The organism is Salmonella sp. SAL00670, from assembly GCF_046552235.1.
Taxonomy (GTDB): domain Bacteria; phylum Pseudomonadota; class Gammaproteobacteria; order Enterobacterales; family Enterobacteriaceae; genus Salmonella; species Salmonella enterica.
Genome location: NZ_JBGDUO010000004.1, coordinates 262,974 through 284,724, shown reverse-complemented (window position 1 = coordinate 284,724; position 21,751 = coordinate 262,974). Strand labels below are relative to the sequence as shown.

Here is a 21,751-nt window from a genome sequence, read left to right as displayed (position 1 = left end):
GGGAGAAAAACGATGACACACGATAACAAACTGCAGGTTGAAGCCATTAAATGCGGCACCGTGATTGACCATATCCCTGCGCAGGTAGGCTTTAAACTGCTGAGTCTGTTTAAATTGACCGAGACCGATCAGCGAATCACTATCGGTCTGAATCTCCCGTCTGGCGAGATGGGGCGTAAAGACTTAATCAAAATAGAAAACACCTTTCTCACCGAAGAGCAGGTTAACCAACTTGCTCTGTACGCGCCGCAGGCCACCGTTAACCGCATCGACAACTACGACGTAGTCGGGAAATCACGCCCCAGCCTGCCAGAGCGTATTAATAATGTGCTGGTTTGCCCGAACAGCAACTGCATCAGCCACGCGGAACCAGTATCCTCCAGCTTTGCAGTGAAAAAACGCGCCAATGATATCGCCCTCAAATGCAAATACTGTGAAAAAGAGTTTTCGCATTATGTGGTGCTGGCCAACTAATTTGGGTTGGTTATGAGATCCTGGCTCCCTATAATGAGCGGGGACATTCTATTACCGCTGTAATTCAGGAGAAATCATGAGCAAAACTATTGCGACGGAAAATGCACCAGCAGCAATCGGCCCATACGTACAGGGCGTTGACCTGGGTAGCATGGTAATCACTTCCGGTCAGATCCCGGTCGATCCGAAAACCGGTGCCGTAGCGGAAGACGTATCCGCTCAGGCACGTCAGTCGCTGGAAAACGTTAAAGCTATCGTGGAAGCCGCTGGCCTGAAAGTAGGCGACATTGTGAAAACGACCGTATTCGTGAAAGACCTGAACGATTTCGCGACCGTCAACGCCACTTACGAAGCCTTCTTCACCGAGCACAACGCCACCTTCCCGGCGCGTTCCTGCGTGGAAGTTGCCCGTCTGCCGAAAGACGTGAAAATTGAGATTGAAGCGATCGCTGTTCGTCGCTAACGCTCGTTTATAGATAGTGGCCGGATGGCGCTATCGCTTATTCGGCCTGGTATGCCATCCAGGCCGATAATGCACAATACTTCGACGCTTACTGCCAGCCATAACGTCGGCTGTAAAACCCTTTCACTAACTGGGTTAACGTCATATAGCCCGCCAGAATAGCAATCAGCCACGGGAAATAGCTTAACGGCAGCGCCTGCAACTGCAGGTAAGACGCCAGCGGCGAAAACGGCAACGAGACTCCCACCACCATCACCAACAATGTCATCGCCATCAGCGGCCATGCAGCGCGACTTTGAATAAACGGCAGACGGCGGGTACGGATCATATGCACAATCAGCGTTTGCGACAGTAATCCCACCACAAACCAGCCGGACTGGAACAAAGTTTGCGTTTCTGGCGTATTCGCATGAAATACCCACCACATCAGACAAAAGGTCAAAATGTCGAAAATGGAGCTGATCGGACCGAAAAAGACCATAAAGCGCCCCAAATCCGCCGGATTCCAGCGCTGTGGCTTTTGAATTTGTTCTTCATCGACATTATCAAACGGAATCGCCACCTGGGATACATCGTACAGCAGGTTTTGAATCAGCAAGTGCAGCGGCAGCATTGGCAGGAACGGCAAAAAGGCGCTCGCCACCAGTACGCTAAACACGTTACCGAAATTTGAGCTGGCCGTCATCTTGATATATTTCAACATATTAGAAAAAGTACGACGACCTTCAATGACGCCTTCTTCCAGCACCATCAGGCTCTTTTCCAGCAGAATAATATCGGCGGCTTCACGGGCGATGTCCACCGCGCCATCTACCGAGATACCAATATCCGCCGCCCGCAACGCCGGGGCATCATTAATCCCGTCGCCCATAAAACCGACCACATGCCCCTCGCGTTTGAGCAAAGTGACGATGCGCTCTTTATGCATCGGCGTCAGACGCGCAAACAACGTCGTACGGGCGGCCAGCGCCGCCAGCGCGTCGTCGCTTAACCCTTCAATATCACTGCCAATAACGACATCGCCCACATCCAGCCCAACCTCATGGCAAACTTTTGCCGCTACCAGCTCGCTGTCGCCGGTGAGAATTTTCACCGTAATTCCGCTCGCCTTCAGCGCTTTCAGCGCCGGCGCGGTGGTCTCTTTCGGCGGATCGAGAAAAGCAATATACCCTTCCAGGATCAGGTCAGATTCATCGATACGCTGGTAATCGCCCTCACGCGCAGGCAGGTATTTGGTCGCGACGGCGACCACGCGTAGCCCCTGACGGTTCAGCGTGTCGGTAACGCGTTTCACCCGGCGCAGCATATTGTCGTCCAGCGGCACAATATCGCCGTTGTGGCGCACCTGAGTACACACGTTCAGGATCTCCTGTAACGCGCCTTTGCAGACCAGTTGATGCACGCTCGAATCTTCGGCGACCACCACCGACATCCGGCGACGCTCAAAATCAAACGGAATCTCATCGATTTTCTGCCAGCGTCCGGAGAGCTGACGCGCGGCGGTTTCGTCTACTCCCTCCAGGACCGCCGTATCCAGTAAATTTTTTAGACCGGTCTGATAATGGCTGTTCAGCCAGGCGCAATGCAGTACATGCTCGCTGGGCTTACCAGAGATATCCGTATGATTCTCCAGCACAATTTTATCCTGCGTCAGAGTGCCGGTTTTATCGGTGCACAGAATATCCATCGCGCCGAAGTTCTGAATCGCGTCAAGGTGCTTCACGATAACTTTCTGTTTCGAAAGCTTCACCGCCCCGCGCGCGAGGGTGGAGGTGACGATCATCGGCAACATTTCCGGGGTGAGCCCTACCGCGACCGAGAGCGCAAATAGCGCCGCTTCCCACCAGTCACCTTTCGTGTAACCATTAATAATCAGTACTACCGGCGCCATGACCAGCATAAAGCGGATCAGCAACATACTGACGCGGCTAATTCCTTTCTGGAAAGCGTTCTGCTCGTTATCTTGTTCCGACACGCGCCCCGCCAATTGACCAAACCAGGTGTCGGCGCCGGTCGCCATCACCACGGCCTGCGCCGTTCCGCTCACGACGTTCGTCCCCATAAAGCACAGCGTGTCGCACTCAAGCGGGTTATTTTGCCGGGGCTCACGCGTCGCGGCGACTTTCTCAACCGGCAGAGATTCGCCGGTCAGCGACGCCTGGGCGACAAACAGATCGCGCGCCTGGATAATCCGTAAATCCGCCGGGATCATATCCCCCGCCGCCAGCTTAATAATATCGCCGGGCACCAGTTGATCGATGGGTAATTCCAGCCAGGCGTTTTCGCCATTTTCATTAATAACCCGCAGTACGGTAGCGGTATTGCTCACCATCGCTTTTAGCGCGTCCGCCGCTTTTGTCGAGCGCGCTTCCTGCACAAAATTCAGCAGCGTTGAGATACCGACCATCAGGGCGATAACGCCTGCGGCAAAAAGATCCTCCGTGGCATAAGAAATGCCGCCAAGAATCGTGAGTAAGATGTTGAAAGGATTGCGATAACATACCCACAGATGCACCCACCACGGCGAGGGTTTCTGTGCCGGAAGACGGTTTTCGCCATGCTTTTCACGCGCGCGCGTCACTTCGGCGGCGTTTAATCCCTCCGGGTGCGTATCAAAAACGCGCCAGAGAGTCTCCTGCTCCATTGCCGCGACTTTCAGACAGCGCTCGCTCAGCGAAGGCGGGATAGTCGCATTTACCGCGGTCTGCGCGCCGGGCAGCGGATCGCGGTGAACCAGACGATAAGGCAAATGGCGATTAAGCCGGGCAAAAAGCTGGCGGGTAATGGTTTTTAGCATAGGTAATCCCTCCGCGCCGAAGTCAGGCGCAGAAAATTCTTCAGGCGCGGCAAAGCCTTGCCCGATGAGCAATTTTTAAATAAAAACAGGGACGTTATTGTGTCACTGTCTTACACACCGGTAAGACAGCAGAGGCAGGCTTACCGGAAAAGGAAAATTCTCCATCGCGGGAGAGGGGTGGGTTCAGGGTCCATGTCGCCTCCGGTAAGTAAATAATTTGCGCCGCGGATTATACGCATAAATCCATAAGTTTTGTGGCAATTATGGCGGTATCATACCGTTACGTAATTAAACCAACGATAAACCAGACTTTGCCCATTGCCCTTCGCTTGAGTAAAGTTACTCTTTTTATCACCATCAGCGTCACGCCACGGGAAAACAGGATGCAAAACCGGCTTACTATCAAAGACATCGCCCGCCTGAGCGGCGTAGGGAAATCAACCGTTTCCCGCGTGCTTAACAATGAAAGCGGCGTAAGCGAACGTACCCGCGAGCGTGTCGAAGCGGTGATGAATCAACACGGTTTCTCCCCGTCCCGCTCCGCCCGTGCGATGCGGGGACAAAGCGATAAAGTGGTCGCTATTATCGTCACTCGCCTTGATTCGTTGTCTGAAAACCTCGCGGTTCAGACCATGCTGCCTGCGTTTTACGAACAGGGCTACGACCCTATTATGATGGAAAGTCAGTTCTCGCCGACGCTGGTAATGGAACATCTGGGCATGCTCAGACGACGTAACATTGATGGCGTGGTGCTGTTTGGCTTTACCGGCATCACAGAAGAGTTGATCGCCCCCTGGAAAGCCTCGCTGGTGCTGCTGGCAAGAGATGCGCAAGGTTTTGCCTCCGTCTGTTACGACGACGAGGGCGCGATTCATATCCTTATGCAGCGGCTGTATGAGCAGGGACACCGCAACATTAGCTTTCTGGGCGTTCCCCATAGCGATATTACCACCGGCAAACGTCGGCATGACGCATACCTGGCGTTTTGCAAAAAACATAAACTTCATCCCGTCGCCGCCCTGCCCGGTCTTGCCATGAAGCAGGGCTATGAGCATACGGCAAGCGTCATCATGCCGGATACCACCGCGTTAGTCTGCGCCACCGATACGCTGGCGTTGGGCGCCAGTAAGTATTTACAGGAGCAACGTATTGAGACGCTGCAACTGGCAAGCGTCGGGAACACGCCGCTGATAAAATTCCTGCACCCGGAGATCGTCACTGTCGATCCTGGCTATGCTGAAGCCGGACGACAGGCGGCTTCGCAGCTGATCGAACAGATCAATGGCCGCTGCGATCCGCGCCGGATCGTCATTCCTTCTACCCTCGCCTGAGTGACTAATTAAACGGAATACCACGAGTAATTTGTGATCGTCGCTGCGTTTCGGGAACGTTCCCATTTTTAAACCAACGTTGAAGAGCTACTCTTGCGCCAACCCATAACATATCTCCTCTGCCATGAGGCTTTACGATGAGCAAAGTAAAACAAGCCGATATCGACCGGCTGATTGACCTGGTCGGCGGGCGCGACAACATCGCCACGGTGAGCCACTGCATTACTCGCCTGCGCTTTGTGCTCCACCAGCCCGCGAACGCCAGGCCAAAAGAGATCGAACAATTACCGATGGTTAAAGGCTGTTTCACCAACGCCGGGCAGTTTCAGGTGGTGATCGGCACCGAAGTCGGCGATTACTATAACGCGCTGCTGGAGACCACCGGCAAAGCGTATGCTGATAAAGAGCAGGCCAAAAAAGCCGCTCGCCAGAACATGAAGTGGCATGAGCAGTTAATTTCCCACTTCGCGGAGATCTTCTTTCCGCTACTACCGGCGTTGATCAGCGGCGGTTTGATCTTAGGCTTTCGTAACGTGATCGGCGATGTGCCGATGAGCAACGGCCAAACGCTGGCGCAGATGCATCCGGCGCTAAAAACGCTTTATGATTTTTTATGGTTGATCGGCGAAGCGATCTTTTTCTATCTGCCGGTGGGGATCTGCTGGTCGGCGGTGAAAAAAATGGGCGGCACGCCGATTCTTGGTATCGTGCTCGGCGTGACACTGGTGTCGCCGCAGTTGATGAATGCGTATCTGCTGGGCCAGCAAACGCCGGACGTCTGGAACTTCGGCTTATTTAGCATTGAGAAAGTGGGCTACCAGGCGCAGGTTATCCCGGCGCTACTGGCAGGGCTGGCGCTTGGGTTTATTGAAACGCGGTTGAAACGCATCGTGCCGGATTATCTCTACCTGGTCGTCGTCCCGGTGTGTTCGTTGATACTGGCCGTCTTTCTCGCCCACACCTTTATCGGCCCCTTTGGTCGTATGATCGGCGACGGCGTGGCCTTTGCGGTACGTTATCTGATGACCGGCAGTTTCGCCCCGATAGGCGCGGCGCTGTTCGGCTTCCTGTATGCCCCGCTGGTCATTACCGGTGTCCACCAGACAACGCTCGCTATCGATATGCAGATGATCCAGAGCATGGGCGGTACGCCAGTCTGGCCGCTGATTGCGCTGTCGAATATCGCGCAGGCCTCCGCCGTGGTGGGCATCATCATCTCCAGCCGTAAACACAATGAACGCGAGATCTCCGTTCCTGCCGCCATTTCCGCTTACCTTGGGGTAACCGAACCGGCGATGTACGGTATCAACCTGAAGTATCGTTTTCCAATGCTGTGCGCGATGATCGGCTCAGGTCTGGCGGGACTGCTCTGCGGTCTGAACGGCGTCATCGCCAACGGTATCGGCGTGGGCGGCCTGCCGGGCATCCTGTCTATACCGCCGCGCTACTGGCAGGTGTACGGCATGGCGATGGTTATCGCGATCGTGATCCCGGTGATTCTGACCACCTTTATCTATCAGCGTAAGCATCGTCAGGGCACATTACAAATTGTCTAATACTTCTTCGGGGCGCAGTTGCGTCCCAACGCACTTGCAGGAAACAACAATGACTATTCCCCTCTGGTGGCAAAACGGCGTTATTTATCAGATCTACCCGAAAAGTTTTCAGGACACGACCGGCAGCGGCACCGGCGATTTACGCGGCGTCACGCAGCGCCTTGACTATCTACAGCGACTCGGCGTAGATGCCATCTGGCTCACGCCGTTTTATATCTCGCCGCAGGTGGATAACGGTTATGACGTTGCAAATTATACGGCTATCGACCCGACCTACGGCACGCTGGATGATTTTGACGAGCTGGTCGCGCAGGCGAAAGCACGCGGTATTCGTATCATCCTGGATATGGTGTTTAACCATACTTCTACCCAGCACGCCTGGTTTCGCGAAGCGCTGAACAAAGAGAGTCCATACCGTCAGTTTTATATCTGGCGCGATGGCACGCCGGATGTCTGCCCGAATAACTGGCAATCCAAATTTGGCGGCAGCGCCTGGCGCTGGCATAGCCAGAGCGAACAATATTATTTACACCTTTTCGCGCCTGAACAGGCCGACCTGAACTGGGAAAACCCCGCCGTGCGCGCCGAGCTGAAAAAGGTCTGCGAATTCTGGGCCGATCGCGGCGTGGATGGCCTGCGTCTGGACGTGGTGAACCTGATCGCCAAAGATCAGAATTTTCCTGACGATCCGACGGGCGACGGACGCCGCTTTTATACCGACGGGCCGCGCGCGCATACGTTTTTACGCGAAATGAACCGTGACGTTTTTACGCCGCGTAATCTGATGACGGTAGGCGAAATGTCCTCTACCACGCTGGAAAACTGCCAGCAATATGCCGCGCTTAGCGGCGACGAACTCTCGATGACCTTCAATTTTCATCATCTGAAGGTGGATTACCCCAATGGCGAAAAGTGGACGCTGGCAAAACCTGATTATGTGGCGCTGAAAGCGTTGTTCCACCACTGGCAACAGGGGATGCATAACGTCGCCTGGAACGCGTTATTCTGGTGTAATCACGATCAGCCGCGCATCGTTTCCCGCTTTGGCGACGAGGGTGAATACCGGGTTCCAGCCGCGAAAATGTTGGCGATGGCGCTGCACGGTATGCAAGGGACGCCTTATATCTATCAGGGAGAAGAAATCGGCATGACCAACCCACACTTTACCCGCATCACCGATTATCGCGACGTGGAAAGTCATAATATGTTTGCCGCGCTACGCGCCGCCGGGCGCGACCCCGACGAACTGCTGGCTATCCTGGCCAGTAAATCCCGCGACAACAGCCGCACGCCGATGCAGTGGGACAACGGTAAAAACGCCGGTTTCACCCAGGGCGAGCCGTGGATAAACCTGTGCGATAACTATGCGGAGGTTAACGTCGCGGCAGCATTACGCGATGAAAACTCGGTGTTTTACACCTATCAAAAGCTGATTGCGCTACGTAAAACCCAGCCTGTACTGATCTGGGGCGATTATCAGGATCTCCTCCCGGATAGCCCATCAGTATGGTGTTATCGCCGCCAGTGGCAGGGGCAAATCCTGCTGGTTGTCGCCAATCTGAGTAACCAGTGTCAGGAGTGGCATCCACCGCATATCAAAGGACAGTGGCAGGCGCTACTGCACAATTATGGCGAGGTCACCAGCCAGCCAGCCGCGATGACGCTCCGCCCATTTGAAGCCATCTGGTGGTTACAACGCTAACGCGACGTCCTTATACGGATAAACGCCACAAACCTATTGACACGGGCTGTGGCGTTGCTCCAGGTTACTGTCTGTTTTTGTTGAATAATTAATCAGATTTTTCTTGCTATCTTTTACAAACGCTACAGCGCCCGCCATCTGTACGCTCTGATTTTTACCTTGTTCTACATCAATAAAATTGCAAACATCCTTGATGCAAATCACTACATATAGACTTTAAAATGCACGCCGACCCAATATGTTGTATTAATTGACTACAATTGCTACAACATCCGTTCACTCGACACAAGGTGAATTGTGGATAACCTGGGTCAGGATTGCGGGAAGTCGTTGGAAAAGAGATGAATAAACCTGTTATGGCTTCCCCGGCCTCTGTGGATAACCTGTTCTTACAAATATGGAGTGATCATGACACCGCATGTGATGAAACGAGATGGCTGTAAAGTGCCATTCAAATCAGAGCGCATTAAGGAAGCCATTCTACGTGCAGCTAAAGCAGCGGGAGTCGATGACGCAGATTACTGTGCCACCGTCGCAGAAGTCGTTAGCAGCCAAATGAACGCACGCAGTCAGGTGGATATTAACGAGATCCAAACTGCGGTTGAAAACCAACTGATGTCCGGCCCGTACAAACAGCTTGCCCGCGCCTACATCGAATACCGTCACGATCGCGACATTCAGCGTGAAAAGCGTGGTCGTCTGAACCAGGAAATTCGCGGCCTGGTAGAGCAAACTAACTCCGCGTTGCTCAATGAAAACGCCAACAAAGACAGTAAAGTCATTCCCACCCAGCGCGATTTGCTGGCCGGGATTGTCGCCAAACACTATGCCCGCCAGCACCTGTTGCCGCGTGACGTAGTACAAGCGCATGAGCGCGGCGATATCCACTATCACGATCTCGACTATTCGCCGTTCTTCCCGATGTTCAACTGTATGTTGATCGACCTGAAAGGCATGTTGACCCAGGGCTTTAAGATGGGTAACGCCGAGATCGAACCGCCAAAATCTATCTCTACCGCCACTGCCGTTACCGCGCAGATTATCGCGCAGGTCGCCAGCCATATTTATGGCGGCACCACCATTAACCGTATCGACGAAGTGCTGGCGCCGTTTGTCACCGAAAGCTATAACAAGCACCGCAAAACCGCCGATGAGTGGCAGATCCCGGATGCCGAAGGGTATGCGCGTTCTCGCACCGAAAAAGAGTGCTACGACGCCTTCCAGTCGCTGGAATACGAAGTTAACACGCTGCACACCGCTAACGGCCAGACGCCTTTCGTGACCTTTGGTTTTGGCCTCGGCACCAGTTGGGAGTCGCGTCTGATCCAGGCGTCTATTTTGCGTAACCGTATCGCCGGTCTGGGTAAAAATCGCAAAACCGCCGTGTTCCCGAAACTGGTCTTCGCTATCCGCGATGGTTTGAACCACAAGTTTGGCGATCCGAACTACGACATTAAACAACTGGCGCTGGAGTGCGCGAGCAAGCGCATGTATCCGGACATTCTCAACTACGATCAGGTGGTCAAAGTCACCGGTTCGTTCAAAACGCCAATGGGCTGCCGCAGCTTCCTCGGCGTGTGGGAGAACGAAAACGGCGAGCAGATCCACGACGGGCGTAACAACCTGGGCGTGATTAGCCTTAACCTGCCGCGCATCGCGCTGGAAGCAAAAGGCGACGAAACCGCATTCTGGAAACTGCTGGATGAACGTCTGGCGCTGGCGCGGAAGGCGCTGATGACCCGTATCGCCCGCCTTGAAGGCGTGAAAGCCCGCGTCGCGCCTATCCTGTATATGGAAGGCGCCTGCGGCGTGCGGCTGAAAGCGGACGACGACGTGTCTGAAATCTTTAAAAATGGTCGTGCGTCCATCTCTCTGGGCTACATTGGTATCCATGAAACCATTAACGCGCTGTTCGGCGGCGAACACCTGTACGACAGCGAGCAACTTCGCGCTAAAGGCATCGCGATTGTGGAGCGTCTGCGCCAGGCCGTGGATCAGTGGAAAGAAGAGACCGGCTACGGCTTTAGTCTGTACAGCACGCCAAGTGAAAACCTCTGTGACCGCTTCTGCCGTCTGGATACCGCCGAGTTCGGCGTGGTGCCGGGCGTAACCGATAAAGGTTACTACACCAACAGCTTCCACCTCGACGTGGAGAAGAAGGTTAACCCGTACGACAAAATCGATTTCGAAGCGCCGTATCCGCCGCTGGCGAACGGGGGTTTCATTTGCTACGGCGAATACCCGAACATTCAGCACAACCTGAAAGCGCTGGAAGATGTCTGGGATTACAGCTATCAGCATGTACCGTATTACGGCACCAACACGCCGATCGATGAATGCTACGAGTGCGGCTTTACCGGCGAGTTCGAATGTACCAGTAAAGGTTTCACCTGCCCGAAATGCGGCAACCACGATGCCGCGCGCGTCTCGGTTACCCGTCGCGTGTGCGGTTATTTAGGCAGCCCGGACGCACGTCCGTTTAACGCCGGCAAACAAGAAGAAGTGAAGCGCCGCGTGAAGCATTTAGGCAATGGGCAGATCGGTTAATCCTCCGTTTGCAATGCGTAAATGCCGGATGGCGGTGTAAACACCTTATCCGGCCTACAACCGCTGGCTATAGTTCCAATTTCATGAGTTTCCTCTAAGCAGTTGGTGTTGTAGCAAGGCGGCAAACGAACGAATCCCAGGGAGCTTACATAAGTAAGTGACCTGGGTAAGTGAGAGCGGCCAACGCCGCTACAGCGCCAAATGCAACGAGGAAACATGAACTTTCATCAATACTACCCCGTCGATATCGTTAACGGCCCCGGCACCCGCTGCACCCTGTTTGTGTCAGGGTGCGTGCACGAATGCCCTGGCTGCTATAACAAAAGCACCTGGCGGCTCAATTCCGGCCAGCCGTTTACCAAAGAGATGGAAGATAAGATCATTGCCGATCTGAACGACACGCGCATTCACCGTCAGGGGATCTCGCTGTCGGGCGGCGATCCGCTGCATCCGCAAAACGTACCGGATATCCTGGCACTGGTACAACGCATCCACGCGGAGTGCCCGGGGAAAGATATCTGGGTGTGGACTGGCTACAAGCTCGATGAACTCAGCGCCGCACAGATGCAGGTGGTCGATCTCATCAACGTGCTGGTCGATGGCAAATTTGTGCAGGATCTGAAAGACCCGGCGCTTATCTGGCGCGGTAGCAGCAACCAGGTAGTGCATCATTTGCGTTGATCGCTAAAGCCGTTTGTTTGTATCGTGATAGACGGCTGAATGTTCTCGCTTGCCGACCGCGACAACAAACACAATCACAACGTCATCCCGAACCTGGTACACCAGACGATAACCGGACGATTTAAGCTTAATTTTATAGCAGTCAGGAAGACCGTTTAAACGGGCAGAGTCGATTCTGGGGTTCAATAGCACATCAGCCAACTTTTTCTTAAGCTGAGCCTTCACCGTATCGCCCAGCTTATGCCACTCTTTTAAGGCCCTCGGGTCGAATTCCAGTTCATAAGTCATCCAGACTAACCTTGATTCCCTTTTGCGGACTAGACAGCCTCTCCCGAACTGTCTGAATCAATGCATCTTCACTGTCGCTAAGAGTGACGGTTTTCACTGGCATGCGCCCCGTTTCCGCGACGTACTGGAACAGTAATCGCACGGCTTCCGTTGGAGTAATGTTCAGTTTTTCCAGCACGGCATAAGCCTCATTTTTGAGTTTGTCATCCAGACGGACGTTCAGCGTGGCCATTATGCCTCCAGTAAAATCGAATGTGTAATGCAGTTTAGCATTACATCGAATTCTGGATAACGCCTCTCAAAAACGACTCACGCACTCCATCGCGACCGTTTTAAATTGCGTAAAATTCTGACATGCGCAGAGGCGCGTCATGGCGCGTTCGCGCAGGAAAGTGACGAAAATATCGTAGATGGCCATCGCCTCTTCATATTCACTTTTGCTGATGGCGAGTAAAAAAATAACGTGCGCCGTTTCATCACCCCAGGCAATCCCCTGTGGCGCGAGCACCGTATAAACCACCGTTTTCTTCGCCAGCAGCCCCAGCGCGTGCGGCAAGGCAATCCCGTCGCCTAATAACGTACTGACGATAGCTTCACGTTCAATAACCGAATCGAGAAACGCCGCATCAACAAAGCCTTCCTCATGCAACTGATCGCACAGCGTTTTAAACAGCGTCTGTTGATCTATTTCCCCCTCCACGATGCGAAAATGCGAGGCATCGAAATATTTATCCAGCATCCACGGACGGGTTCTGTCCACCAGCACCAGCTTACCGATCTGCTCCAATTGATAGTCGGTAGGAAAGGGGGCGATCATGATGACCGGTTTATCTTTTTCGCCGATCCGCGCCGTGGAAATCACAAAATCCTCCACAATACTGTCCCGCGCCTCATAGTCGCGTAGCGTCAGAGTGCGGGCAATCTCAATCTGCGGGTATTTCCGCGCCAGTACCGCTTCAATCATCCGCACCATCGCATTACCAGCATCGCACACCAACAGTACCTGCGGCTGCCGCTGGTAGCCAATGTTGTAACTACGTTCCAGCCCAACGCCAATATGCAGCACCAGAAAACCGATTTCGTTTTCGCTAATGGTATACGGCGTGTATTTTCCCCAACTCGATATCGCCGCCAACGTCATATCCCACGCCATCGGATAGTGCTGCTTAATATTTTCCAGTAGTGGGTTGGGGATCATGATCTGGTAGCGCACGCGGGTGATCATCGTTTTGATGTGGGTCAGCAAGTCCGCGTGGAGCTGTTTATCATTCAACAGGTTATAGTTGTACTGGGTATTAATAAAATTGAGGATATAGCGCACCAGCGCCTCTTCATCATCGGCATTAATGGCGCTGGGGGCAATTTCCTGTACCTGGCGGGCGGCAATATGCACCTTCAGCCAGCTTACTTCCGGCTCCGACAGCGGCTTGTCGGCCAGCTGTTGTAGTAGCTCCGCAATCTCATGCGCCGCATGGCGCACCTTTTCATCGACCTCCTCCGCCACGCATTCCGATAACGGATACCCCTCGCGAATACGCCGTACCGCCACCGCGCAGTATAAACGCAGAAACAGCTCGCCCTCATCGGTCAGGCGGATTTGACAATGAGAGAAAATATCCGGCAAAAGAGACTGCAGCCGTTGAGACACCTCGGTGTTCAGCGTGGTACTAACAATTAACGGATGGGAGGGCTCCTGCTGCGCCAGCGTCCATAAAAGGTCGGTCAGACAGGCGCGAATCGCCATCTCTCCGCCAAACAATTTCATGCCATGACGCGGACGCGTTTCCAGCGTCAGATGATAACGCAGCAAATGCTCGCGCACGTCCGCCATGTCGTTCTGCAGCGTCGCACGGCTGACAAACCATTCATCTGCCAAATCCTCCAGCTTCAGCGAGAAGGCGGAGGTTAAAAAACGCGCCAGCAAGTAGTGTATCCGCTCCTGGCTGGTGCGCGGACCGCGCGCCAGGGCGGGAGATTGCTGCGTTTGCAGGGATTGATAACGTGCCGGATCATCAATTTTGAGCTGATACCCGTTGCCGCGGCTGAGAGTAAATTGCGCGCCATGCGGCGTCAGCAACATGTTCAGCGCGGCGATATCCGCCCGAACGGTACGCGTGGAGACCGACAACCGCTGCGCCAGCTCGTCCTGCGGCAGCGTCTCGTTTTGCAGCATCGCAAATAGCTGCGCTAAACGTTGGTTGGGGAATCGCACGTCTCTCTCCTCATGATTAGCCGACACGCGACCGGACGATAGCGAGTAACTGACGCACATCGTCCGCACGGGTGTTGCCGCTCACCTTATCAATAATCGAACTATAAATGTGAGGAATGATTTTGCTTACACCTGCATCAAGGGCGATGTGCAGAATCTCGGCGAAGTTTTTCAGATCGATGCCGCCCGTCGGTTCCAGCCAGAAATCATGGCGGGCGCAGGCCTCAGCCACCGCTTTATACTCGTCGCGACAGGTGAGCCCTCCCATCGGAAAGTATTTAACGGAGCTGCCGCCCATGTCTTTGAGTAGCGCAATCGCCGTTTCTATGGGTACGATGCCCTCCGGCGCGCGGCTGCTTAGCGGGCCGGTGGAAATTTTCACCAGCCCCGGCGTGCCGGTCGGCGAGACAAGACCGTTCACCACCGTCTCATTTTGCCCCAGCAGCGCCCGGCTGGCCCCTACGCCGGTAAACACCTGGTTGACATGCTGCGGCTGTACCTGACGCGAGATTTCGCTCACCATCGCCGACTGGTTAGGATCGCCTGCCCCCAGCCCCACGGAGAGCGCATTGTCGATAAGCGCCGCATATTCACGCATATCCGCGACTGCGCTTGCCACATCCGGATAGTCTTTGGAGAGCACGCCAACCAGCACATGACCTTCCGCCGCCGCGTAGATTTCCCGGGCGTTATCTTTCGAACCGGCCAGTACGTTCAGGCAAACGCGATCGCGGTAAAAGTTAGGGGTCAGTTTCATGCTTGTTTCTCCTGATTAATCACCTCGCCAATACGACGCGCCACAATCGCTAACTGCGCGCGATCGACGCTGCGGACATCCGCTTCAATAATCCCTTCGTTGGCTTTGTATCCGCGAAAGTAAATCGCGTATTCTCCTTGCTTCAGCGCGTCGACCAGTTCGCCTGTGGCGATGCCGGTAACGGCTTCATCAAACTTAATTTCCGTGCGCGCGATGTCGCGTCCGGCGCTGTCCCACACCACGCGGGCGCTGACGCCGTTAAACGTGTTCAACGTGTCGATAAAGGGCGCCATTTTTTCTACCATCTCCGCGCCGCTCTCTTTTTGCGCCCGCAGGTACAATTCAATGGCGCAGGTCAGGCCAACAATTCCCTCTTTGCCGACCTTCATCGCCCGGCCAATGCCCGCTGACTGACGTTTTACCCACTCAACATACTGTGTTTTGCCAATCACCAGCCCGCTGGTCGGCCCTTCAATCGCTTTTGCGCCGCTATAGATAACGAGATCTGCGCCCACGCGGTAGTAGCACTGCAAATCTTCTTCCGCCGCCGCGTCCACAATCAGCGGGAGATTATGCGTGCGCGCCACCACCGCAGCCTGCTCCACGCTGAGCATACTTTTCTGCACGCAGTGGTGAGATTTGATATACAGAATAGCCGCCGTGCGCGGCGTAATGGCCGCCGCCAACTGCGCGGCGGAACATTCGTTGGCGTAACCGGCTTCCACCAGTTTGCCGCCGCCCAGCGCCACCATCGTTCCCACCGGCGCGCCAAAGTTGACGTTGTGGCCCTTTGGCAGGACGATTTCGTTATTTTCAATCGGTGTAACGTGCAGGTTTTCCAGCAGCCAGTCGCTGTCCTGAACCAGTACCGCGGCAACCGACTGGGCAAGACCCGCACTGGCGCAGGAGACTACCGTCGCCCCTTCCACCTCCAGCAATTTCGCAATGTACTCGCCGGTTTTATTCACCAGATCTTTCATCTCGAAATACTGATTCATTCCGGCCATCGCCGCGTCTATCACTTCCGGGCGCGGCGTAGAGACGCCGAGCGCCGTCATACGTCCGGAGGCGTTAATCACCTGTTTTAATTGATACTTCTCAAAAATCGAAGGCATGTTCCGCGCTCCCTTGTTCGGTCATATAGCCCTTGCCTGCGCGTATCGCGGCAAGCGGCGTCAGCAATTCTTCAGCCTGTAAGCTGTCGTTTTCCGCGTCTACCAACACGGCGGGCTGGCGTTTAAGCGTAAAGAGGGTCAGGTCAGCATCCAGACCTGGCTGAAGACGCCCTTTGGTTTTCAGACTCAGGCTATCGGCGGCATTGGCCGTCACGCACGCAATGACCTGCGGCAGCGACATGCCGATGGCGAGGAATTTCGACATCACATTAGCCAGCGAATGCACCGGGCCATTGATGCGGTTACGGCAGTAGATATCGGAACTGATGGTATGCGGTAAAATCCCCAGGCTAATAGCGCGTTTCGCCACTGCAAAGCTCAGGCTGGCGGTACCATGTCCAACGTCCAGACGCACGCCGCGCGCCAGCGCTCGTGTCACCGAGGCGCGCAGCTCGCCGTCAGGCCGAAGAATACGGTTCGGCTTACCGTTGTAACAATGGGTAATGATATCGCCCGCCGTCAGACGCTCCGCGATTTCGTCCAGATCCGGCGGGTTATTTCCAATATGTACCATCAGCGGCAGGTTGCCGTTTTCTTGCTGCATGGCTTTAGCGCGTTCCAGCGGCGTGATGCCGTTAACGCCTACCACGCTGCTGCTCATCCGCGCCTTGAGGCCGACGATAAAATCCGGATGGCGTTTTACCGCCTGCCGGACCGCATCGGCGTCAATATTGGCCATGTTAGCCAGCTCGTTTTGGGCAATAAGCCCGACGCATGAAACATTCAGCAGCGCATAAACGTCGGTGGTCGCCTGACGCGTCAGAGCATAGAAATCATCAATGTCGTCTGCGCCAGTGCTACCGGCATCCACCACTGTGGTAACGCCAGTGGCAATACCCACGCTGTCCGGTTCGTCGTGATAAATCGGCGATTTTGGGTAGCAGTGAACGTGAGAATCAATCCAACCCGCGCTAACGTAACACTCGCCGCGCAGGTCAATGGTTTTCAGCGCCGGACCATCAACGTCACCCAACGCCGCGATTTTGCCATCTTGCAGGGCAATATTAGTCAGCGTGTCATCGACCAGACGCGCATGGCGCAGGAGTAAATCAAACATCGCTCTCTCCTTTGCCGGATGGCGGCGCAACCGCCTTATCCGGCCTACAAATCAACAGTTAGCTAATCGCAATCGGGAAGATGGAACCGAGGATCATCGCGCCTAAAATCGCGCCGCCGGTAATCGGCTTCTGCCAGATATAAAACAGCAGCGCGCCCACCAGAGAGCCCAGACCAATGGGAATCGATGCCGTCATGGCGCTGAGGATAATCAACGGCCCCAGAAAACGGCCTGAAGTGTTACCGGCCCCCATCATGACGTCCGCCCCGTACGTGGAGTCGCTCTGATTAATGGTGAACTTACGCGCCAGAATAATGATGTAGCCAATCGCCAGGCCAATCACCAGACCGGTTATCAGCGAAGCGATAAAGTTCGCCACCGGGAAGACAAAGCCAGCCCCCAGCAGTAACGCCGGAACCCCTAAGCCCACGCCGGTCTGAATTGCCCCGCCGATATCCAGAATTCCGACCAGCGAACCTTCGATAATGCGGGCAAATAAAAAGCTGGCGCCGAAAGCGGCGACCGCGCCGTAGACGCCGGTATCCATCCCCGCTTTCAACATCGCCACAAAAGCGACTTCGTTAAATGCGCCGATGCCGTACAGATAGTACATATGCGTCCCGGCGAAAACGCCGGAGGAGAGCAGGCCAACAAAGATCGGGAACGACCAGTCGGCATACCAAAAACCTTTATTCTCTTCCATTGTGGCCTCCGTTATTTGCCGCTGAGCGAGTTGTGGATCAGTTCAAGCCAGTTCGGTACCGTCATGTTGAAAGACTCGATCATTTTCATGTCGAAGCCGCGGAAGAAGCCGCTCAACACAAACAGCAAAACGATGGCGACCATCATCACTTTGGTAACATGGTTCCAGCCGCTCTCTTCTACGCCTTTACCGATCAAAATACCCAGTACCAGCCCCGGTACGGCGTTCCCCATGATGAGCTGCGCCGCGCCGCCGAAAACGGTGGCCCAGAAGCCCGATTTTTTACCAGCGTCGATCGCCGCTAACCAGAAGATCACAGGCATGACGATGTTGACCAGCAGGTTTGCCGCCGGTACCAGCACCTTAACCGCCGTCACCTGTAGCGCTTCTGGCACGGATGAGGCGGTCAGGTTAAGGAACGTCACGACGATCATGCCGATGACGGCGCAGGCGATCGCCATTTTTTTCGGGTCGTGCAGCGTCTCGCCGACGTTACGGTTTTTGATCATTAGCGCCGCCGCGCCCCAGTTAGGGATGATGCGGTGATCGACATCCTGGGTGAACGATCCGGCCGCCACAGACGACGCCCAGGCGTTAAAGAAGAAACCCAGCCCAAAGGAGAAGTGAGATGCCGGGTCGCCTTCACAAGAGTTGAGTTCGCCCAACGTACGGAACGCGCCCATCCCCTGCGTGGTTGGCGCGTGAAACATGCGTGCAGCCCCAGCGCCCACCCCTACGCCGACCAGCGCGCCGATAATGAGCGATTTAATTAGTATTATCAGGAACATAACTATGCCTTTTTAATAAAAATCAGCGTTTCGCGACGAAATCCACCCTGTCGAGATTGATGGCGGTCACGTTGACGGTCACATCCAGCTCCACGCTGTAAGTGCGTCGTTCCCGGCGCAAAAAGAAAAACAGAAAGGCCTCTTTACGCACCGACTCATGCGCCTGAACAATCCGCACATCCTGTGGCTCAATACGCAGTAAGATATACGGCGACTCTCTCATCACCGCCGACTGAACATGGTTCAGCGCATCGGCAAAGGCGCGTGCTTTGGCGTCGCCCTTGCCTTTTACTCTCACCGTGGTGGTGAATTGCTCTTTCATCATCAGGCGCCGTATTTCTTTTGCCACGCCTGCACCAGGCGCTCGCCGAGCTCTTCTTTATCCATAAAGCCGAAACCCAACACGTTGCAGCCCTCATTGATAGCGGTGACGCCTTCATCTACTGACCGCATCCCATATTTGGCTTTGTAGCCATGCTTGTTTTGCGCGGTGATAGCGCCCGCGCCGCCGCTGCCGCAAAATGAAATGCCGAAGGTGGCGTTTTCCGCTTTCATCACATCGCCCAGCTTCATGTCTGCCGCGACGCCCGGCACGACGACCGCGCGACCGCCCGCTTTTTCCACGCCTGCCGCCACTTTCTGGCCTTTACCCAGGCGATCGCCAATCACGACGGTAATCTGTTCCATTTTTTGCTCCTTAGAGGTTGTCTTTCGCGACTTCAAAATGTACCGATAATAGCCAGGCTTCTTCGTCAGGAAGGTTGCCAAACGCCGCCACGATTTCGCGGGCGAGCGCCATTGATTCGGCTGAGATTTCATCAAACAAGCTGGCATCGACTTCCGGTAAAGGCTCGCCGGTAATTGACCGGTGCGCCATCGCGCGAACGTGCGAGGTCAGCATTTGCGTCTGTACCGCATTGGGGACAATGTGATGCCGCCCCAGCAGGCCATCCACCTGCGTTAACACCTGTTCAGCCAGTTCGTTAATTCGCTCACCGGCATCGTGTTTTACTGCTCCGTTATCCACGCGTCTCACCCCGTTAATGGCAATGAGATAAAACTAGCGGTAAGGGTTAAAAGTTTGTAGCGAGTTATTTTCCACCTCGAAGTGGAAACGCGAGTGGGATAGGTGATCTGCGCCACAGAAAAGGCGGCATTAATGAATTATCGCTGGGAAAGTGTGAGATCTATCGCGGCATAAAGAGGAAATGGCAAAACAATGACGTTGTCGTATAAAGTGAGAAAGTGTGATGGGTATTACAGTTTGCCGGATGGCGACCTGCGGATAAAGCGAAGCCGCCATCCCACAAAAATTAACGATACTTCTTATGATATGTATTGCGGGTGGTTTTTAGCGCTTCCGCCGCCGCTTTCGCTTCTTTAACGTTACCTTCGTTCGCCAGCTTCAGCGCGCCATCAATTTGGCCGACCAGAATGTCAAAACCGTGACGAAAATCCTTCATTTCCGGGCTATCCGGCGCTTTATCTTCCAGCTTTGGCGGCGTAGCTTTTTGAGCATCCAGCGCGGCCGCGCGCATTTTGGTTAATGCCGCTTTCAGTTCAGGGGCACTATCCGTTTTCTCAACAACTTTCAGGTTATCATTGAGAATATCCATATTATCTTCAAGATCGGCAGCAAAAACAGCCGAACCGAATACCAGCGATGACACAGCAAGAATAGCTAACAGGCTTTTACGCATTGCTCACTTCCTTTTTTATTATTAACGATAAGTGTAATACCCTGAATAATTCGGGTTGCAGGCAGCCAACGCGCCTGCAGCCTGAAGTATGACGGGTATTATTGTCCGGCGATTTTCATCTCCGGTAACAATACCGAACCACACTGTATATTACTGCGCGTTTCAATATCATCGCCTACGGTGACAATATTACGCCACATCTCTTTTAAATTACCGGCAATGGTAATTTCACTTACCGGGTACTGGATTTCACCATTTTCAACCCAGAATCCCGCAGCGCCGCGGGAGTAGTCGCCGGTAATACCGCTGACGCCCTGGCCCATCAGTTCCGTCACCACCAGGCCGGTGCCCATCTCTTTTAGCAATTGCTCAAAGTTCAGCCCCTGCCCGGCGATACGCCAGTTATGAATGCCGCCGGCATGACCGGTACTTTTCAGCCCCAGTTTGCGGGCGGAATAGTTGGTCAGCAACCATTGCGTCAGTACGCCATCCTTCACAATATCCCGGCGCTCCGTACGCACGCCTTCGCTATCGAACGGTGAAGACGCCAGCCCTTTTAGCAGATGCGGGTGTTCTTCGATGGTTAACCATTCCGGCAGAATTTGTTTGCCCAGCGAGTCGAGCAGAAAAGTGGATTTACGGTATACCGCGCCGCCGGCAATCGCCCCGACCAGATGACCAAATAGCCCTGTCGCCACTTCATTGGCGAAAATGACCGGCGCTTTCATAGTGGAGAGCTTGCGCGGCGACAGGCGGGATAAGGTGCGGCGCGCACACTCGGCCCCGACCCATTCCGGCGCTTGCAGATCCGCCATTGCCCGACCGATGGTGTAAGCGTAATCACGCTCCATATCACCGTTCTCTTCAGCGATAACGCAGCTTGAGAGCGAATGGCGCGTGGAGCAATATCCCTGCAACATGCCGTGGCTGTTGCCGAACACTTTAATGCCGTAATGGCTGTTAAAACTACCGCCTTCGGTATTGGTGATGCGTTTATCCGCCTTTAGAGAAGCCTGCTCCGCACGCGCGGCCAGTTCAATGGCTTCGTCTGGCGTAACCTCTGCCGGGTGGAACAAGTCCAGATCCGGCGCGTCAAACGCCAGCAGTTCTTTGTCCGCCACGCCTGCGCACGGGTCCGGCGACGTGTAACGCGCGATATCCAGCGCGGCCTGCACGGTACGGGCAATCGCCTGCGGACTTAAATCCGTCGAAGAGGCGCTGCCTTTGCGGTTCTGGTGATACACCGTAATGCCCAGCGCGCCGTCGCTATTAAATTCGACATTCTCTACTTCACCATAACGGGTGCTGACGCTAATGCCGGTGGTCTTGCTGACGGCGACTTCCGCCCCATCCGATTTGCCTGAGGCTAACTCCAGCGCTGTCGAAACTGCTTCTTCCAGAATCTTACGCTGCGCTTCAACTTGTGAGATTACTTTCATTGCAAATGCCATAATGTAGAGAGAGTTTCTCTGAAGTCTAACAGAGAACCGTTTTTCAGTGCGCATCTTAACTGGTAACAT

Annotated in this window: 22 protein-coding genes; 7 read left to right on the top strand and 15 right to left on the bottom strand. The window is 54.4% G+C overall.

Annotated elements, in window-relative coordinates; all coding sequences use genetic code 11:
• Positions 1-12: 12 nt before the first annotated feature.
• Both pyrI and ridA read left to right on the top strand, forming a co-directional pair.
• Entirely contained in the window at positions 13-474 is a 462-nt protein-coding gene (pyrI, locus tag ACLJRS_RS15270; RefSeq protein ID WP_000148570.1) for an aspartate carbamoyltransferase regulatory subunit, read from the top strand.
• Between the two features lie 76 nt (positions 475-550).
• Positions 551-937 carry a 2-iminobutanoate/2-iminopropanoate deaminase gene (gene ridA, locus ACLJRS_RS15265; RefSeq protein ID WP_000047544.1) on the top strand — a complete coding sequence of 129 codons (387 nt, stop codon included), beginning with the start codon at positions 551-553 and terminating at the stop codon, positions 935-937.
• Between the two features lie 88 nt (positions 938-1,025).
• Here ridA and mgtA read toward each other — a convergent pair whose 3' ends face one another.
• Both mgtA and mgtL read right to left on the bottom strand, forming a co-directional pair.
• Positions 1,026-3,734, bottom strand: coding sequence for a magnesium-translocating P-type ATPase (gene mgtA / locus ACLJRS_RS15260; RefSeq protein WP_000920863.1), 2,709 nt, complete (start codon positions 3,732-3,734; stop codon positions 1,026-1,028).
• 140 nt (positions 3,735-3,874) lie between these two features.
• Complete coding sequence (mgtL, locus tag ACLJRS_RS15255) at positions 3,875-3,928, bottom strand: mgtA regulatory leader peptide MgtL (protein ID WP_099374030.1); 54 nt, start codon at positions 3,926-3,928, stop codon at positions 3,875-3,877.
• Between the two features lie 189 nt (positions 3,929-4,117).
• On the opposite strand from mgtL, the gene treR reads away from it, so the two are divergent.
• The 5 genes from treR to nrdG all read left to right on the top strand — a co-directional run bounded on the left by treR (position 4,118) and on the right by nrdG (position 11,551).
• A complete protein-coding gene (gene treR / locus ACLJRS_RS15250) occupies positions 4,118-5,065 on the top strand; it encodes a trehalose operon repressor TreR (protein ID WP_001181297.1) in 948 nt (315 codons plus the stop codon).
• A gap of 137 nt (positions 5,066-5,202) precedes the next feature.
• Positions 5,203-6,621, top strand: a complete 1,419-nt coding sequence (gene treB, locus ACLJRS_RS15245) for a PTS trehalose transporter subunit IIBC (RefSeq protein WP_000048828.1) — start codon at positions 5,203-5,205, stop codon at positions 6,619-6,621.
• 49 nt (positions 6,622-6,670) lie between these two features.
• Entirely contained in the window at positions 6,671-8,323 is a 1,653-nt protein-coding gene (gene treC, locus ACLJRS_RS15240) for an alpha,alpha-phosphotrehalase (protein ID WP_410957838.1), read from the top strand.
• 408 nt (positions 8,324-8,731) lie between these two features.
• The gene (gene nrdD / locus ACLJRS_RS15235) at positions 8,732-10,870 is read left to right on the top strand and encodes an anaerobic ribonucleoside-triphosphate reductase (RefSeq protein ID WP_000187821.1); all 2,139 of its coding nucleotides are present in this window, start codon (positions 8,732-8,734) and stop codon (positions 10,868-10,870) included.
• 216 nt (positions 10,871-11,086) lie between these two features.
• Positions 11,087-11,551 carry an anaerobic ribonucleoside-triphosphate reductase-activating protein gene (gene nrdG / locus ACLJRS_RS15230; protein WP_001009175.1) on the top strand — a complete coding sequence of 155 codons (465 nt, stop codon included), beginning with the start codon at positions 11,087-11,089 and terminating at the stop codon, positions 11,549-11,551.
• 3 nt (positions 11,552-11,554) lie between these two features.
• On the opposite strand, the gene ACLJRS_RS15225 is transcribed toward nrdG, so the two are convergent.
• From ACLJRS_RS15225 to pmbA, 13 genes are all read right to left on the bottom strand, one after another.
• Entirely contained in the window at positions 11,555-11,839 is a 285-nt protein-coding gene (locus ACLJRS_RS15225; protein WP_000220579.1) for a type II toxin-antitoxin system RelE family toxin, read from the bottom strand.
• A complete protein-coding gene (locus tag ACLJRS_RS15220; RefSeq protein ID WP_000212724.1) occupies positions 11,829-12,071 on the bottom strand; it encodes a type II toxin-antitoxin system RelB/DinJ family antitoxin in 243 nt (80 codons plus the stop codon). The genes ACLJRS_RS15225 and ACLJRS_RS15220 overlap by 11 nt, the downstream gene beginning before the upstream one ends.
• Before the next feature lie 66 nt (positions 12,072-12,137).
• On the bottom strand, positions 12,138-14,051 hold the full coding sequence (locus ACLJRS_RS15215; protein WP_001212131.1) for a BglG family transcription antiterminator: 1,914 nt from the start codon (positions 14,049-14,051) through the stop codon (positions 12,138-12,140).
• 16 nt (positions 14,052-14,067) lie between these two features.
• Entirely contained in the window at positions 14,068-14,808 is a 741-nt protein-coding gene (gene dagF / locus ACLJRS_RS15210) for a 2-dehydro-3-deoxy-phosphogluconate aldolase (RefSeq protein WP_000779247.1), read from the bottom strand.
• Positions 14,805-15,923, bottom strand: a complete 1,119-nt coding sequence (locus tag ACLJRS_RS15205) for a DgaE family pyridoxal phosphate-dependent ammonia lyase (RefSeq protein ID WP_001139182.1) — start codon at positions 15,921-15,923, stop codon at positions 14,805-14,807. The genes dagF and ACLJRS_RS15205 overlap by 4 nt, the downstream gene beginning before the upstream one ends.
• Positions 15,907-17,040, bottom strand: coding sequence for an amidohydrolase/deacetylase family metallohydrolase (locus ACLJRS_RS15200; RefSeq protein ID WP_000459933.1), 1,134 nt, complete (start codon positions 17,038-17,040; stop codon positions 15,907-15,909). Before ACLJRS_RS15200 ends, ACLJRS_RS15205 begins: the two co-directional genes overlap by 17 nt.
• Before the next feature lie 58 nt (positions 17,041-17,098).
• Complete coding sequence (locus ACLJRS_RS15195; protein ID WP_000392127.1) at positions 17,099-17,743, bottom strand: DUF4310 family protein; 645 nt, start codon at positions 17,741-17,743, stop codon at positions 17,099-17,101.
• An 11-nt stretch (positions 17,744-17,754) separates the two neighbouring features.
• Entirely contained in the window at positions 17,755-18,531 is a 777-nt protein-coding gene (locus tag ACLJRS_RS15190; RefSeq protein WP_000478578.1) for a DUF4311 domain-containing protein, read from the bottom strand.
• A gap of 22 nt (positions 18,532-18,553) precedes the next feature.
• Complete coding sequence (locus tag ACLJRS_RS15185) at positions 18,554-18,856, bottom strand: DUF4312 family protein (RefSeq protein WP_000975187.1); 303 nt, start codon at positions 18,854-18,856, stop codon at positions 18,554-18,556.
• Positions 18,856-19,218 carry an SFCGS family glycine-rich protein gene (locus tag ACLJRS_RS15180; protein WP_000435389.1) on the bottom strand — a complete coding sequence of 121 codons (363 nt, stop codon included), beginning with the start codon at positions 19,216-19,218 and terminating at the stop codon, positions 18,856-18,858. Before ACLJRS_RS15180 ends, ACLJRS_RS15185 begins: the two co-directional genes overlap by 1 nt.
• A 10-nt stretch (positions 19,219-19,228) precedes the next feature.
• Positions 19,229-19,567: a glycine dehydrogenase gene (locus tag ACLJRS_RS15175; RefSeq protein WP_001255103.1), complete on the bottom strand. Its 339-nt coding sequence runs from the start codon at positions 19,565-19,567 to the stop codon at positions 19,229-19,231.
• 277 nt (positions 19,568-19,844) lie between these two features.
• Entirely contained in the window at positions 19,845-20,231 is a 387-nt protein-coding gene (gene cybC / locus ACLJRS_RS15170; RefSeq protein WP_001232231.1) for a cytochrome b562, read from the bottom strand.
• A 98-nt stretch (positions 20,232-20,329) separates the two neighbouring features.
• A complete protein-coding gene (pmbA, locus tag ACLJRS_RS15165; protein ID WP_000852994.1) occupies positions 20,330-21,682 on the bottom strand; it encodes a metalloprotease PmbA in 1,353 nt (450 codons plus the stop codon).
• Positions 21,683-21,751: the final 69 nt, after the last annotated feature.

Coding starts and splice junctions, on each gene's coding strand:
- pyrI (WP_000148570.1), top strand. CDS start 13: ATGACACACGATAACAAACTGCAGGTTGAAGCCATTAAATGCGGCACC.
- ridA (WP_000047544.1), top strand. CDS start 551: ATGAGCAAAACTATTGCGACGGAAAATGCACCAGCAGCAATCGGCCCA.
- mgtA (WP_000920863.1), bottom strand. CDS start 3,734: ATGCTAAAAACCATTACCCGCCAGCTTTTTGCCCGGCTTAATCGCCAT.
- treR (WP_001181297.1), top strand. CDS start 4,118: ATGCAAAACCGGCTTACTATCAAAGACATCGCCCGCCTGAGCGGCGTA.
- treB (WP_000048828.1), top strand. CDS start 5,203: ATGAGCAAAGTAAAACAAGCCGATATCGACCGGCTGATTGACCTGGTC.
- treC (WP_410957838.1), top strand. CDS start 6,671: ATGACTATTCCCCTCTGGTGGCAAAACGGCGTTATTTATCAGATCTAC.
- nrdD (WP_000187821.1), top strand. CDS start 8,732: ATGACACCGCATGTGATGAAACGAGATGGCTGTAAAGTGCCATTCAAA.
- nrdG (WP_001009175.1), top strand. CDS start 11,087: ATGAACTTTCATCAATACTACCCCGTCGATATCGTTAACGGCCCCGGC.
- ACLJRS_RS15225 (WP_000220579.1), bottom strand. CDS start 11,839: ATGACTTATGAACTGGAATTCGACCCGAGGGCCTTAAAAGAGTGGCAT.
- ACLJRS_RS15220 (WP_000212724.1), bottom strand. CDS start 12,071: ATGGCCACGCTGAACGTCCGTCTGGATGACAAACTCAAAAATGAGGCT.
- dagF (WP_000779247.1), bottom strand. CDS start 14,808: ATGAAACTGACCCCTAACTTTTACCGCGATCGCGTTTGCCTGAACGTA.
- ACLJRS_RS15205 (WP_001139182.1), bottom strand. CDS start 15,923: ATGCCTTCGATTTTTGAGAAGTATCAATTAAAACAGGTGATTAACGCC.
- ACLJRS_RS15200 (WP_000459933.1), bottom strand. CDS start 17,040: ATGTTTGATTTACTCCTGCGCCATGCGCGTCTGGTCGATGACACGCTG.
- ACLJRS_RS15195 (WP_000392127.1), bottom strand. CDS start 17,743: ATGGAAGAGAATAAAGGTTTTTGGTATGCCGACTGGTCGTTCCCGATC.
- ACLJRS_RS15190 (WP_000478578.1), bottom strand. CDS start 18,531: ATGTTCCTGATAATACTAATTAAATCGCTCATTATCGGCGCGCTGGTC.
- ACLJRS_RS15185 (WP_000975187.1), bottom strand. CDS start 18,856: ATGATGAAAGAGCAATTCACCACCACGGTGAGAGTAAAAGGCAAGGGC.
- ACLJRS_RS15180 (WP_000435389.1), bottom strand. CDS start 19,218: ATGGAACAGATTACCGTCGTGATTGGCGATCGCCTGGGTAAAGGCCAG.
- cybC (WP_001232231.1), bottom strand. CDS start 20,231: ATGCGTAAAAGCCTGTTAGCTATTCTTGCTGTGTCATCGCTGGTATTC.
- pmbA (WP_000852994.1), bottom strand. CDS start 21,682: ATGGCATTTGCAATGAAAGTAATCTCACAAGTTGAAGCGCAGCGTAAG.